The organism is bacterium, from assembly GCA_040753085.1.
In the GTDB taxonomy this organism is placed as follows: Bacteria; UBA9089; JASEGY01; order JASEGY01; family JASEGY01; genus JASEGY01.
In genome coordinates, this window is record JBFMHI010000004.1 from 33733 (window position 1) to 47226 (window position 13494).

Consider the following 13494-nt stretch of genomic DNA (forward strand, 5'->3'; position numbering starts at 1 on the left):
GGATGGTTAAGAAGAGATATCTAATTGATTTAGAAGGGATTGATATTAAAGAGATCCCGGAATCGTTTTGGGAAGATATTGCCGATATGGAAATTCAGAAGGACCTGATTAATAAAAAGATATTTCATCCTCAACTGGGTGGCCACCTAAGGCCCTAAGATGATAATAACTCCTCAGGGATATCTTCTCCCCCCGTGGTTAAAGGTCTGAGGGCTGTTTCGTTTATTAGATCGGCAAGGTTCTTATCTCTGCCAGCCCTTTTGGCTATCTTTTTGGTTAGCTCGATTTCAGAGTTAGACATGGTCTTTAGAAGCTCCATAATATCCAACTCATCTTTTTTCCCGCCGGCCCTTAATTTCATGGCAATAAGATACGGTTTGGGTAAAACAGGCACAGGAAGCCCTTCGATGAAATCAGAATGAATTAAACCCTCGGCTTCCCATTTGTATTGGGCAAGAAGAATGTCTATCCGGGGATATTCTTCCTTCCTATCATCCAGAAAGATTACATCGTGCCTTAAAGGATCGGATAAATCCCTGGAGGCCTCAATATATCGAGATTGGAACCGCTCTGAATGATACTGATGGATATATTGATAGAGATGCCTGCCGGGTCTGGGGACAGAGGCTAAGGTATGGAAGCAAAGATCTATATCCGTAGTGGTTCTTTCCACCCCGTGTAAGATAACAGCATATCCACCGATTAAGGATAGATAGCCTTTTATCCCAGAAAAACGGCTGAAACCATCAAAGATCTCTTTGATCTTTTCTAAGGTATCGCTTATAGACTTCATATTCCGAAACCCCTTCCGCCGTGCTCTTGATCTTTAATATATCATTAAATATTTTCTCCATGGTCTTGATCCTCTCAAGAGGAGAAAGGGAGAGGAACTTTTTTCTTCCTTCATCTTTTCGTTGTTCAATTATATTAGCCATTATTCTACCTCAAGATTTCGACCTGTATGGTTAGCTTAACCTTACTCACATCTTTTAAAAACCACGAAGAACACGAAGAACACGAAGGACACCACGAAGATTTTTTTAATCACATTTACCTTACCCTTAATTACTTTCTTCGTGAACTTTGTGCTCTTCGTGGTTTATCTTTGCTTTTCCCTACCTAATCATACAGGTCGCAAGATTTCGGACGGCGGACTCGGGAAAAGCAGCGCCGCTTAATTGGTAGTGAGAGTGGAGAGAAGAGACATCTCCGCTCTCCACTCTCCGCTCTTAGAGCCTATCCTAAAACCAGGGCCACTGATTACGCAGGAGAGGTTTTGGGATAGATACTTAGTATAGCATCAATCGTGGGAATTGTAAAGGATTAATTCAGGCCCAAGTAACTTATAAAGGTCTTGACTTTGAATCAGATTCATGTTATATAATAAAGTTACCTGGTAAGCGTTCAGGTATCATTTAGTCGGGGCTGCCCTTAAAGGTGAAGGAGTAAACTTATGGAATTCTTAGATGTCAAAACAGACTTTGCCTTCAAGAAGATCTTTGGTTCAGAGGCGAGCAAGGATATCTTAATCAGCTTCCTGAATTCTGTCATCGATTTTGAAGGAAATGAACGGATAGTTGACCTGACTATCGTCGATCCCTATCAGATACCATTAATCAAAGGGATGAAGGATACATTCGTCGATGTTAAGGCCAGACTGTCAAATCAGAAAAGGGTCATCATCGAGATGCAGGTTTTAAATGTAGAGGGGTTTGAGAAAAGGATCTTGTACAATGCCGCTAAGGCCTATTCCTCTCAACTAAAGAAAGCAGAGTCATTCACCACCCTTGAGCCTATTATTGCCCTGACCATTACAGACTTCAGGATGTTTGAGGAGATAGATAATATCATTACCTATTTCAACCTGATAGAAAAAGAGACATTAATAAAATACAGTGATGAGATAGAATTGATTTTTATCGAGCTTCCCAAGTTTACAAAAAATGAAGATGAGCTTAGCTCAATAACCGACAAATGGATATACTTTATAAAAAATGCCGGCAGCCTCGAATATACCCCCAAGACATTAATCGAAGAGGTGGAAATAAAAAAGGCCTTTGAGATAGCCAATACCGCCGGTATGAGTGAAGCAGAGTTAGAGGTCCAATTTAAGAGACACGATTTTATCTACCTCCAGAAGAGTTCCATTGAGTTTGCCCTGAAACGGGGTCGGGAAGAAGGCAAAAAGGAAGGCAAGGAAGAGGGCAGAAAGGAAGGCAAAAAGGAAAAGGCAATAGAGGTGGCCAAGTCTCTTTTAGGTCTGGGGGTTGATATGGAAAAAATATCAAAGGCTACCGGATTAACCATAGAAGAGGTTGAAGGGTTGTGAGACCATTTGGCAATGAACACCAATAGAATCCTTCTTTCCCATGGCTCTGGGGGGAAACTTACCCATTCTTTAATTCGCGAGATATTTTTAAAGGAATTTAGAAATGAAATATTGGAGCCGCTAAGTGACAGCGCTGTCTTCAGGGTAAAGGAAGGAAGGTTGGCTTACACTACTGACTCGTATGTAGTCGATCCTATCTTCTTTCCAGGCGGGGACATAGGAAGACTTTCCGTGTGCGGCACCGTAAATGATTTAGCTATGAGTGGGGCAAAGCCGCTCTATCTATCCGCTTCTTTCATTATGGAAGAAGGCCTTCTGGTAGCTGCTCTAATGGCCATCCTGAAGTCAATGAAAGAGGCAGCCAATGAGGCAGGCGTTAAAATTGTCTGTGGAGATACAAAGGTTGTTTCCAAAGGCGCCGCCGATAAGATATTCATTACTACCTCTGGACTTGGTTTGATTCCGGAGGGGGTGGAGATTTCGCCAACTCAAATAAGACCAGGCGACGGTGTGATCCTAAGTGGTCCCATAGGCGACCACGGCATAGCCATATTAAGCCAAAGGGAAGGGCTTGCGTTTAGCTCAAGTATCTCCTCGGATGCGGCCCCCTTAAATCATCTGGTGGCTTCAATATTGGATGAGGCCGGGGACGGGATCCATGCCCTTCGTGATCCGACCAGAGGTGGATTGGCGACAACCTTGAATGAATTTACCCATGAGGCTGATTTTGGAATAAGAATCTATGAGGAGAAGATACCGGTGAGAGATAGTGTTAAAGGGGCATGTGAACTACTTGGTCTTGATTCCCTTTATATGGCCAATGAGGGAAAGTTAGTGGCGGTTACCTCCAGGGATTCTTCTAAAAAGGTTCTTTCCTGCATGAAAAGAAATAGCCTGGGGGTAGATGCTGAGATTATCGGGGAAATTATAAAGGAACCGGCCGGTATTGTCTCTTTAGTCACCCGCCTTGGTGGGACAAGGATATTAGACATGCAGACCGGAGAACAGCTTCCCAGGATATGTTAACGGCCGGCCCGTATCTTCTCCATAATTCGGGGTAAGGTAAGATAGAGATTGGAGATAGTTACTGCCAAAGGCGGCCTAATTGTAACCGTTCAGCCACAGATGCACACAGATGAAACACGGAAAATCCGTGAGCCGTGTCCGTGATTCGGGTCTGTCCTTAGGCTGTAGGGACAACCCTTGTGGTTGTCCGTCTACGGAACGGACATGGACAAGCACGGACAGGGACAAGCCCTGTCCCTACACTTCCGCCTTCTGTCCTGTGTTATTTATCCGTGCTAATTCGTGCATACCTGAACGGTTACGCCTAATTTAAGGAGGAGGCTATGATAAAGTTTGAAGATAAGAATCAACGATTGAAATCGACCACTAAATATCTGATCTCAATTTTTTCTCTGGCTTTATTGATCGGGTTATTGATGGCTATTTTTTTCCCTTGCCCAGAATCAGAATTTGAGGATCAGGCCGAATATAATAATATCGCCTGGAATATCCTTCAAGGGCATGGTTATTCTATAAATAAAGTTGAGCCTTATGATCCTACAGCTCGACGTGGCCCTACCTATCCTTTCTTTCTGGCCGCCATTTATTTATTTTTTGGGCAGAATTATACCGCCGTCTATATAATCCAGGCCATTCTATATGCCTTCACCTGCTTGATAATTTACCTGCTGGGAAGAGAAGCCTTTGATAATAAACGGATTGGCTTGATAGCCGCTTTGGGAGCCGCCCTATATCCTGCCTTTTGGGTATTCATCCGACAACTTATGACCGAACCATTATTTGCCTTTTTATTAGCCATGATTCTTCTCTTATGGATTAGAGCTATTAAAGAAAAATCAGCCCGGTGGTATCCGCTCCTAGGGGTATTAATCGCCATAGGGGCCTTGTGCCGAACTACCCTGGCGGCTTTTCCCCTTTTCATCTTATTAGGTTTACTCCTTCTCTACCAGGATAAAAAGAGGGCTATCATTGATGGAGGAGTAGTTCTCCTGATAACCTTTCTGGTGATTGCTCCTTGGACGGCCAGGAACTATTTTGTCTTACATCGCTTTATTCCTATTACATCTGATATGGGTAGAGCTCTCGTGGCGGCAATAATACCCTACGAGAATCGGAAGCAACAGGAAGCTGTTAGAAAGGAGATTATGCCTAAACTTGAAAAGATGATGAGTGAAGAGAAAAAGTCCTTTGATGAGGCGGCTCAGGCGTTAGCCCGGAGTGAATTCAAAAAGGATCCTTGGAAATACTTTAAGTTCTTACCCCAGAAATTGTTCTTATTTTGGAGGCCGTATAGCTACAGTGAGATGTTTGGCGTGAAGGCTCCAAGTTGGGAATATATGGAGAATAAGTCTTATGGCCCCTTATTCTTAAAGTTTGCCTTATTGACCTTGAATACACTTCCTCTCCTATTGGGGATGGTGGGCCTATTTTTTATTCGAGATAAATGGCGGACGGCTCTACCTCTCCTTTTAATAATTGTTTACTTTACACTTGTTCATACTATGGTTCATGCTGGAACCGGCACTCGTTACCACGTCCCGATAATGTCGGCTGTATTTGTCCTTGCTTCACTTGGAATTGTAAAGGTAATCGGGTTGGTAAAACCCGGTGATCGGTAAGATGCTCGATGCTCGATGCTCGATGCTCGATGTTCGATACTCGATGCTGGATGCTCGATGCTGGATGCTCGATGCTGGATGCTCGATGCTCGATGCTGGATGCTCGATGCTCGATGCTGGAGGCTGGATGCTCGATGCTGGATGCTCGATGCTGGATGCTCGATGCTCGATGCTCGATGCTCGATGCTTGATGCTCGATACTCGATGCTGGATGCTCGATGCTCGATGCTGGATGCTCGATGTTGGGAAAGGATTCAGTATCCAGCATCGAGGATCGAATATCGAGCATCGAGGATGGTCTTGTGGCGGCGGGAGGCCGCGCTATGAGGTCATTGTTCACGTTTCTAACCGCAGCTTTTTTATTTCAAGCAAGTTGTTCACCGGTTAACACGGTAACCATTACCAAAGAAGTAAGCCCTCAAATAGATAGTAAACAGATAAAAAGAACAGCCATTATATCTTTTACGGCTGAAGAAACTAATAAAGACATAGGGGGTGTAATTGAAAATATATTTAGGGGAGAGATAGCCCCTCATACTTCCTTTTACATCTTGAATTCTTATGAGGTTCAAAACTTGAGTGAAGGAGCGGAGGTCAGTGAGACTGTAATCACCAATGAAGCTAAAGCAATTGAATTGGCTGAACGACTTAACATAGATATTCTGCTGTTTTTAAAGATAGATGATTTTGAAGTGGAAGAAAGGCATGATTTTGTCCTCAAGGATCGCTATTTACCTTCAGAACAGAGATATCAATTTTATAGGGTGGATTATCTTGAGCTAAGCAACCAGTTGAAAATGAAGGTCTATTTATTAAGCGGGTCATCAGGGCATATCCTCTGGGAAAAAGAATATACCCAGGTTGAATCTAAACGTACCCTGGCCAGGGATGAATCTCCTCGTGAAGAGTATGATGGTGATCTCTTGAAGGCGTTATTGAAGCCGTCAATAACTGATTTTATGGCCTTAATTAGTTCCAGGAAGCGAGCCTATAAGAGACACCTTGTCTTAGAATAGATGCTCGATGCTCGATGCTCGAGCATCGAGTACAAAGGGGAGAGAGATTGATCTTAGAAGATATTTACCGGGATATTAAAGAAGATCTAATCAAAGTGGAAGAACTTCTCAAGGAGGCGCTTAGTGACGACAACCCTTTCATTCACCACATAAATGACTATCTCCTTACCTTCCAAGGAAAACGTCTGCGACCGGCTATGGTGCTTTTGACGGCTTCGGCCTTTAACTATCAGGGCGAGGAAAAGATTAAACTGGCTACAGCTATTGAACTTATCCATACGGCCACTTTGGTTCATGATGACATTATTGATGAAGCTGATACCAGGCGTTTCAGCCCCACCTTAAATGCCCGTTTCAGTCCTCAAATAGCTGTTCTGGTGGGTGATCTCCTTTATGCCAGGGCGCTGTATATGCTGGCTGGGCAGGTTGATTCTGAAATCACCAGGGTCATGGCGGCCAGCGTTAACCAGGTTGTCACCGGAGAGATAGAACAGATCTCCCATTGCTATAACCAGGCATTGACCCAGACCCAGTACCTGGAGATTATCGCTAAAAAAACCGGTTCCCTTATGGCGGCCTGTTCCCAGACAGCCGCTATGCTGGCGGGAAGGTCCCCCCAGGAAGTAGAAATTCTTAGGGATGGTGGTCTTAAGGTGGGCATTGCCTTTCAGATTGTGGATGATTGCCTTGATCTTACCTCCAGAGAAAGCCGTTTAGGTAAACCGGTTAGAAATGATTACCACCGAGGCAAGCTGACTCTGCCCTTAATTTACGCCCTGTCCAGGGCCAGAGAAGAAGAGAGGAAAACTCCGGATAATATCTTTGAGTGGGCCTCCGAACAGATTGCTGAGCTGTTAGATAGATACGAGGCCATTGATTATTCCTTTCAGGTAGTTAAGAAGTATGTAGATGAGGCCAAAGAGAAGCTGGAAATCATAGAAAAAAAGGAAAGTCGAGAAAGACTAAAGAAATTGTTCGATTACATAGTTGAGAGGGAATATTAACCGTAACCGTTCAGGTATGCACGAATTAGCACGGATAAATAACACAGGACAGAAGGCGGAAGTGTAGGGACAGGGTTTGTCCCTGTTCGTGAGGGACAGGGCTTGTCCCTGTCCGTGCTTGTCCATGTCCGTTCCGTAGACGGACAACCACAAGGGTTGTCCCTACAGCCTAAGGACAGACCCTAATCACGGACACGGCTTACGGATTTTCCGTGTTTCATCTGTGTGCATCTGTGGCTGAACGGTTACAATTAACCCTCTATAGGGGCGGAGGAAGGTTTATGCCCAAATACTTCAACACGGCTGGGCCATGTCGGTCGGAGCTGCATTATATGCTGCCGCCAGAACGGCGACTGGGGAACTTGGACCGTCTGATTGAACGGCAGGAGTATTTTGTTTTGCACGCTCCCCGGCAGACAGGGAAGACGACGGCGGTCCAGGCACTGTGTGAGCGATGTCATCCCACGCCTTCTTACCTACGTGATGGAAGCCAACATTACCCACGAAACAGCCTGGTATGTCCAGGAGGATGGATCATTGGATCTGCCGGCGCTACTCCGGGCCTTCCAGGAGTTCTACCGAGAGCACAACGAGGCCTGGTTGGCGCGATTTGATTTTCAGGAAGCAGGGCCGCACCTTATGCTGATGGCCTTTTTGCAACGGATAGTCAACACCGGCGGGACAGTGTCGCGCCAATTCGCTATTGGTTCAGGCCGGACTGATATAGTCGTGCGTTGGAAGAAGCAGACAGAAATCGTCGAATTGAAGGTGCGACGTGGGGAACAGACAGAAGCCCAGGGGTTGGCTCAGTTGGCCGCCTACCTGGAACGGTTAGGGCTGGAAAAAGGTTATTTGTTTATCTTTGACCGACGAAAGAATGTGGGGTGGGAGGAAAAAATCTACGCGCGGACAGCCAAATATGCGGAAAAACGGATTCAGATATTCGGTGCCTGATAGATAGAATTCCGCCCAGATTTAAAGGAAGAAATGTGACTCGTGCCAGAAGGTATCTTGGTTATCTTAGTTCAACTAAACTGACCCTCGTCCTTCTTTTTGCCCTGGTCTTCTCTTCTATCCTGTCTACCTTAATCAATATTGACATCTATCACTCCTGGTGGTTTAGGGGAATCCTTGGACTCCTGAGTCTTCACCTCGGGGTGTGTTCCCTGAACCGATGGCCTTCTATTACCTCAGCCAGGAAAAGGAAGCTGCCTCTACTTGGTTTCTACCTTACCCACCTGAGCCTTCTTTTTATTCTATTGGGTGGATTGATTGGGGGGCTGACTGGTTTTTCTACTCAGGTAATAGTTAACAAAGGAGAGGTTATTCAGGTAGAAGAAGTGCCTGGTTTATGGGTAAGGTTGAATGACTTCTGGATTGAATATTATCCTGATTCAGCCATGCCTAAGGACTTTAAAAGTGATTTAAGCCTTATTCGGGACGGTCGGGAGGTACTCAGAAAAACTATTGAAGTCAACGACCCCCTTGATTATGAAGGGATTAAGTTCTATCAATCCACCTATGGCCATGGTGAAGTGGATGAGGTAGAGATTGAGATTAAGGGAAAGCCGTTTAATCTTAAGATAGGCGAGGAAGTCACCCTTCCTGATTCCAGGGACAAGATTAGAATGACAAAGTTCGTTCCTGATTTGGTTGTAACGGAAAGCGGACAAGTAATCTCCCGTTCAATGGAACCAAATAACCCGGCGGTGAAGGTAGAATTATCTCGATCAGGCCAAGAACCTTCAAGATTTTGGTTATTCTACCATTTCCCTGACTTCCATCAGGAAGATCACGGTCTGGATATTAAATTAACGGGATTCCATCAAGGTGTCTTTAGTGGACTTCAAGTAGTCAATGACCCAGGTGCGCCCTTTGTCTGGTTTGGGTGTGCCTTACTGATGCTCGGCCTCTGTATTTCTCTTTTCGTTTCCCACCGTCGAATGAAAATAATGCCACAGAGACGCGAAGACACAGATTAAGATTTTAATGAAAGCGATGATCCTGGCGGCTGGCCTGGGGACAAGGCTCAGACCACTTACCCATAGGTGTCCTAAGGTTATGATCCCGGTAGCCAATCGTCCCTTAATAGAACACACCTTGTGTTTCCTTAGGAGATTTGGTATTCGTGAGGCCATCATCAACCTCCACTATCTCCCTGAAATTATCAAAAAAAGGCTGGGAGATGGATATAGACTCGGAATGAAGATAGCCTATTCTTACGAACCAACCATCATGGGAACAGCCGGAGGCTTAAAACAGACCGAATATTTCCTTAAGGGTGAAACTTTTATCCTGATAAATGGAGACACCCTAATAGATTTTGATCTCAAGGCTGCCCTGGCCTATCATAAGGCAAAGCAAGCTTTAGCCACAATGATCCTCACAGACTACCGCCCTGAGTTTGGAGCCGTAGAGGTAGATCAAGAAGGCAGGATTCGAGATATCGTGGGTATTCTAAACCAAAGAGACGAAGTGGGTGCGCCATCCGCCATCCCAATGACCTTTGTTGGCCTCCATATCCTTGAGCCGAAAATATTCGACTACATCCCTCAGGGCAGACCGGCTGAAATAAACCGGGAAATATATCCGGCTATGATCAAAGAAGGAAAGAGGATATATGGCTATCAGATGCAAGGCTACTTTCGGGATTTAGGTGAAGTAAGCTCCTATCTTGAAGCCCATCAGGATATAATGGACGGCAAATTGAAACTCGAAATCGATCTAAGGGAGAAAGGGGACGGGATTTGGATGAAGCCAGGCGGGGCAATAGCCGGCCGGTTTGAAATCACCCCGCCGGTTATGATTGGTAACAACTGCCGCCTCAAAGGGAGGGCTGAGATTGGAGAATACACGGTTATCGGAGATAATTGTATTCTCGAAGCCGGAATAAGTATAAGCCGAAGTGTAGTCTGGGAAGGCAGCAGAGTGAAGGGGAGGATAGAGAAGTCTGTGGTTACTCCGCAGTGATTCAGACCCAAGGATTAAGAATTAGGTTATGAATAGAAATAACGTAAGCGTTCAGCCACTAAGGCACAAAGACACAACCTCGATCCTCGATCCTGGATGCTCGATGCTGGATGCTCGATCCTGGATACTGAATCCTTTACCAGCATCGAGCATCCAGCATCGAGCATCCAGCATCGAGCATCCAGCATCGAGCATCCAGGATCATGTGCTGAACGGTTACGAAATAACAAGCTGTTGTAGAGGGTGCTTGTTTGGCAAGGGAATATTTATGTCGCCAATGATAGATACTGGAGGGACAACCCCCTGTGGTTACCCTTCAGACTCTTTTATGTCACAAGTTGCGTTTTTGCGGAGAGGTAGGGATAATGACCACCATCTCTTTTAGCCTTGCTTTAGGGGCCTATTTTTTAGCCAGCTTTCTTTACGGAGCTGGTATTTTTTTCCAACGGCTGGGACGAATACCTGCCTTGATTACCGGCCTTGGTTTCCTGGCCCACAGCGCCGGCCTCCTGCACCGGACCATAGAGGCTTCTCACGCCCCTTTTGCCAACCTTTATGAATCTATGATCTTCTTTTCCTGGGCCATCGTCCTTACTTCCCTTGTTCTGGAGTTTAGGCTCAAGACACGGATCCTGGGGGTAGTTACCACCCCCCTTGCCTTTCTGGCCATTGCTTCAGCCTCAATGCTGCCTGACCATTATAAAGAGATCACCCCCCTCATACCCGCCCTTCAGAGCTATTGGCTGGAAATCCATGTCATAACCTGCTTCCTGGGCTACGGCGCCTTTGCCGCGGCCTTTGGCATAAGCATCCTTTACCTAGTTAAGAAACATTCTAAAACAAACCAACTATCTCAGGAAGACCGACTGGATGAGCTGAGCTATCAAACTATCGCCATAGGCTTTCCTTTCTTAACCCTGGGAATCATCACCGGGGCTATCTGGGCCAACTATGCCTGGGGCACTTATTGGAGCTGGGACCCCAAGGAGACCTGGTCATTGATCACCTGGCTTATTTATGCGGCTTATCTTCACGTGCGGTTAAGGAGGGACTGGCGGGGAAACAAGGCTGCCTGGCTTTCTATCATAGGTTTTGCCGCCGTAATTTTCACTTACCTGGGGGTTAATCTTATTCTTTCCGGGCTGCATAGTTATACATAGCGGCTCCAGGCGGATTCGAGGAATAAACTCTGCCCTGTGTCCACCTTGGGTTTGCGCAGGGGAGAAATTGTCGACCGGTGTAATCAATATTTATAAACAATTTTAGCTTAAACCTTTAACGTTGCCTCCCTTATCCTTACCCACATCTTTTAAAAACCACGAAGAGCACGAAGGGTACGAAGAATTATAAAAATAAAACAAATATTTTTTTCTTCGTGTCCTTCGTGCTCTTCGTGGTTTATCCTTACTTCTCCCATCCTTTTACCCAATTTGTGGGTAAGGATAAGAGTAACCGTTCAGCCACCAAGGCACGAAGACACGTATGTGTCTTAGAGAGCAGTAGAGCAATAGAGCAGCAGTTCTGGAACTTTCAGAAAAGTCTTTAACTACTGCTCTGCTGCTCTACTGCTCTATTTTTGTGTCTTAGTGTCTTTGTGGCTGAATACTTACGGATAAGATTACCTCCGGGGGGTAAAGCGCGACATGAAACAGAACAAACTTTGAGACTACGAAGTTAGCTAGCACAAGGCGAGATTTTCCTTGACTTGGCCATTTATATGGAATATAATATGAGACTATTGAGATAAACCCCCTTTGAGGGGTTTGCCTTACGGTCGAGGCAGGTAAAAAGGAGATTTGAATGTTTACTATACTAAGATATCTTTTGGTTTGTTTATCGTTACTATTATTACCCCAATTGGCCGGGGCGGCGGCAATGGCTGTCTTGGATTTTGAGGATAAAAGTCCGGTTCCAAGCTTGACCGGCCAGGATGCAGTCAATCAACTCTTTACCGACCTTTTTCCAGCGGCCGGGATAACCTTGATTGACCGGCAGGTAGTCCAGCGGGTGGTGACGGCCCAAACTCAGAAGATTATGGGTGAACTCAGTCCGGAGATAGCCAATATCTTGGGCAAGATCCTGGAGGCAGACATCCTGGTTAAAGGAGATTATGAAGAAATCCGTGGGCCAGGGGGATCGAGTTCCTTCCTGATTAATGCCTCATTTATTGGCGCTGAAAGAGAAAATCTGGCCGGGATGGATAAACGGATTCTGAACCTTTTTGAGGGCGCCTATGCCCTATCCGGCTTGATTGAACGGATAGTCAGCCCCTCAGAGGTAATTATTGACCTGGGGACCTATCACGGCGTAAAGATTGGGTCGCCATTTACTGTCTTGCGGGCAGGAATAGAGATAGCTGAACTTCAGGTATCAAAGACCTACCGCTACCGTTCTGAAGCCATTGTGGTCACCAGGACAGCCGACCGCCTGATTCAAGGGGATCAGATCAGGAAGAGCTTGACTACCTTGGGGGAGCCGGTGGCTCCGCCTCACTCCCTTATTATAACCTCTAATCCCTCGGCAGCCGAGGTTAAACTGGATGCCAGACTGGTGGGACTTAGCCCGCTCATTATTAAAAATCCTGAGATCAAGGCCTACGGACTGGAGCTTATCAAGGAAGGCTACGGCGGGCTTACCGGAAAGATCACCCTGCGGGTTCTACCGTCTGCCTTTTTAACCGTCTCATTGCTTATGGCCAGGATAGAAGAAGGCGCCCAGCCATTGATTGAGCCGGGTTCTCTCCTGGTAACTTCTCTGCCGTCCAATGCCAAGATTTATCTTCAGGGGGAACTAAAGGGCACCACCCCGCTTCTCATTTCCAATCTTGCCCCGGCCTTATATGAACTTTCCCTGACCATGACCGGTTATGAAACAGCCGAAAGGAAAATAATTCTAAAAACCGGAGAAAAGTATGAACTTAATGTCCACCTTAACCCTATCCAGGCTATCCCTACCCTGCCCCCGGTGGCTAAAGAGGGACTCCCCTCACCCCGACTCCTTTCCACCAACAAGCCTTACGTTCAGGAGAAAACCGCCTTGTTTGCCGGTCTCTCTTATCCGGGAGGGGTAATTGTTAACGTTGGTGTTTTGGATAAGTTAGAGTTGCGGGCTGAAGGATTTGGCATAGGGGCCAAATACCGTGTGGCCAGAGGCAATCGACTGGCCTTAGATTTGCTTTATTCTCTCCATAATATCCATCCTGACCGTCGAGAAGAGTTACTCCAGGTGATGGCCTTATTGAACTATGAACTTGACACCCCAGTAGGTCTTTTTGATCTCTCTGGCGGGGCGGGGCTTCTTACCCTGGACAGGGATGAATTTGCAGGCTTCTTTGGTCTGGAAACCTACCTTACTTCTAAAGCCAAGCTGATCCTTGAATATAGCTATCCTGACGGTCCGGGATTTGGCTTGCAGTTTCCCTTGCGTAACAACTTGTGGTTTGATATTGGGGTGGCCCATGAGGAAGAGGAAGGCTGGCATCCGGAGGGGGGGGTATATTACAGTAGTGAATAATGAGATTCAAGGACTTA

15 protein-coding genes are annotated in these 13494 nt (G+C 46.0%); 12 read left to right on the plus strand and 3 right to left on the minus strand.

Features of this window, described 5'->3' with window-relative positions:
- The first annotated feature begins 2 nt into the window (after positions 1–2).
- Positions 3–158 carry a hypothetical protein gene (locus tag AB1797_01200; GenBank protein MEW5766227.1) on the plus strand — a complete coding sequence of 52 codons (156 nt, stop codon included), beginning with the start codon at positions 3–5 and terminating at the stop codon, positions 156–158.
- Here the strand turns inward: AB1797_01200 and AB1797_01205 are convergent.
- Complete coding sequence (locus tag AB1797_01205; GenBank protein MEW5766228.1) at positions 155–793, minus strand: hypothetical protein; 639 nt, start codon at positions 791–793, stop codon at positions 155–157. The genes AB1797_01200 and AB1797_01205 overlap by 4 nt on opposite strands.
- Positions 747–935, minus strand: coding sequence for a hypothetical protein (locus tag AB1797_01210; GenBank protein ID MEW5766229.1), 189 nt, complete (start codon positions 933–935; stop codon positions 747–749). The genes AB1797_01205 and AB1797_01210 overlap by 47 nt, the downstream gene beginning before the upstream one ends.
- Before the next feature lie 518 nt (positions 936–1453).
- Between AB1797_01210 and AB1797_01215 the strand changes: the two genes are divergently transcribed.
- The 9 genes from AB1797_01215 (at position 1454) to AB1797_01255 (ending at position 9964) form a co-directional block, all read left to right on the plus strand.
- Complete coding sequence (locus AB1797_01215) at positions 1454–2329, plus strand: Rpn family recombination-promoting nuclease/putative transposase (protein MEW5766230.1); 876 nt, start codon at positions 1454–1456, stop codon at positions 2327–2329.
- A 12-nt stretch (positions 2330–2341) separates the two neighbouring features.
- Positions 2342–3355 (plus strand): hydrogenase expression/formation protein HypE, encoded by a 1014-nt coding sequence (hypE, locus tag AB1797_01220; protein MEW5766231.1) that lies wholly within the window; start codon positions 2342–2344, stop codon positions 3353–3355.
- A gap of 323 nt (positions 3356–3678) precedes the next feature.
- A complete protein-coding gene (locus tag AB1797_01225; protein MEW5766232.1) occupies positions 3679–4974 on the plus strand; it encodes a glycosyltransferase family 39 protein in 1296 nt (431 codons plus the stop codon).
- Between the two features lie 15 nt (positions 4975–4989).
- Positions 4990–5301 carry an AraC family transcriptional regulator gene (locus AB1797_01230; GenBank protein MEW5766233.1) on the plus strand — a complete coding sequence of 104 codons (312 nt, stop codon included), beginning with the start codon at positions 4990–4992 and terminating at the stop codon, positions 5299–5301.
- On the plus strand, positions 5193–5990 hold the full coding sequence (locus AB1797_01235) for a hypothetical protein (protein MEW5766234.1): 798 nt from the start codon (positions 5193–5195) through the stop codon (positions 5988–5990). The genes AB1797_01230 and AB1797_01235 overlap by 109 nt, the downstream gene beginning before the upstream one ends.
- 14 nt (positions 5991–6004) lie before the next feature.
- Positions 6005–6994 carry a polyprenyl synthetase family protein gene (locus tag AB1797_01240; protein MEW5766235.1) on the plus strand — a complete coding sequence of 330 codons (990 nt, stop codon included), beginning with the start codon at positions 6005–6007 and terminating at the stop codon, positions 6992–6994.
- Between the two features lie 447 nt (positions 6995–7441).
- Positions 7442–7948 carry a hypothetical protein gene (locus AB1797_01245; GenBank protein ID MEW5766236.1) on the plus strand — a complete coding sequence of 169 codons (507 nt, stop codon included), beginning with the start codon at positions 7442–7444 and terminating at the stop codon, positions 7946–7948.
- A 35-nt stretch (positions 7949–7983) separates the two neighbouring features.
- On the plus strand, positions 7984–8976 hold the full coding sequence (locus AB1797_01250) for a cytochrome c biogenesis protein ResB (GenBank protein ID MEW5766237.1): 993 nt from the start codon (positions 7984–7986) through the stop codon (positions 8974–8976).
- A gap of 7 nt (positions 8977–8983) precedes the next feature.
- Positions 8984–9964: an NDP-sugar synthase gene (locus AB1797_01255; GenBank protein MEW5766238.1), complete on the plus strand. Its 981-nt coding sequence runs from the start codon at positions 8984–8986 to the stop codon at positions 9962–9964.
- Between the two features lie 26 nt (positions 9965–9990).
- Here the strand turns inward: AB1797_01255 and AB1797_01260 are convergent, their stop codons facing one another.
- The gene (locus AB1797_01260) at positions 9991–10194 is read right to left on the minus strand and encodes a hypothetical protein (protein MEW5766239.1); all 204 of its coding nucleotides are present in this window, start codon (positions 10192–10194) and stop codon (positions 9991–9993) included.
- 108 nt (positions 10195–10302) lie between these two features.
- On the opposite strand from AB1797_01260, the gene ccsB reads away from it, so the two are divergent.
- Together ccsB and AB1797_01270 are read left to right on the plus strand one after the other, a co-directional pair.
- Positions 10303–11124 carry a c-type cytochrome biogenesis protein CcsB gene (ccsB, locus tag AB1797_01265; GenBank protein ID MEW5766240.1) on the plus strand — a complete coding sequence of 274 codons (822 nt, stop codon included), beginning with the start codon at positions 10303–10305 and terminating at the stop codon, positions 11122–11124.
- Positions 11125–11764: 640 nt separating this feature from the next.
- A complete protein-coding gene (locus AB1797_01270) occupies positions 11765–13477 on the plus strand; it encodes a PEGA domain-containing protein (GenBank protein ID MEW5766241.1) in 1713 nt (570 codons plus the stop codon).
- Positions 13478–13494 lie beyond the last annotated feature (17 nt).

What these genes read in the sequence shown, in the direction of transcription:
- AB1797_01200 (MEW5766227.1), top strand. Translation starts at nt 3, where the DNA reads ATGGTTAAGAAGAGATATCTAATTGATTTAGAAGGGATTGATATTAAA.
- AB1797_01205 (MEW5766228.1), bottom strand. Translation starts at nt 793, where the DNA reads ATGAAGTCTATAAGCGATACCTTAGAAAAGATCAAAGAGATCTTTGAT.
- AB1797_01210 (MEW5766229.1), bottom strand. Translation starts at nt 935, where the DNA reads ATGGCTAATATAATTGAACAACGAAAAGATGAAGGAAGAAAAAAGTTC.
- AB1797_01215 (MEW5766230.1), top strand. Translation starts at nt 1,454, where the DNA reads ATGGAATTCTTAGATGTCAAAACAGACTTTGCCTTCAAGAAGATCTTT.
- hypE (MEW5766231.1), top strand. Translation starts at nt 2,342, where the DNA reads ATGAACACCAATAGAATCCTTCTTTCCCATGGCTCTGGGGGGAAACTT.
- AB1797_01225 (MEW5766232.1), top strand. Translation starts at nt 3,679, where the DNA reads ATGATAAAGTTTGAAGATAAGAATCAACGATTGAAATCGACCACTAAA.
- AB1797_01230 (MEW5766233.1), top strand. Translation starts at nt 4,990, where the DNA reads ATGCTCGATGCTCGATGTTCGATACTCGATGCTGGATGCTCGATGCTG.
- AB1797_01235 (MEW5766234.1), top strand. Translation starts at nt 5,193, where the DNA reads ATGCTCGATGCTGGATGCTCGATGTTGGGAAAGGATTCAGTATCCAGC.
- AB1797_01240 (MEW5766235.1), top strand. Translation starts at nt 6,005, where the DNA reads ATGCTCGAGCATCGAGTACAAAGGGGAGAGAGATTGATCTTAGAAGAT.
- AB1797_01255 (MEW5766238.1), top strand. Translation starts at nt 8,984, where the DNA reads ATGAAAGCGATGATCCTGGCGGCTGGCCTGGGGACAAGGCTCAGACCA.
- AB1797_01270 (MEW5766241.1), top strand. Translation starts at nt 11,765, where the DNA reads ATGTTTACTATACTAAGATATCTTTTGGTTTGTTTATCGTTACTATTA.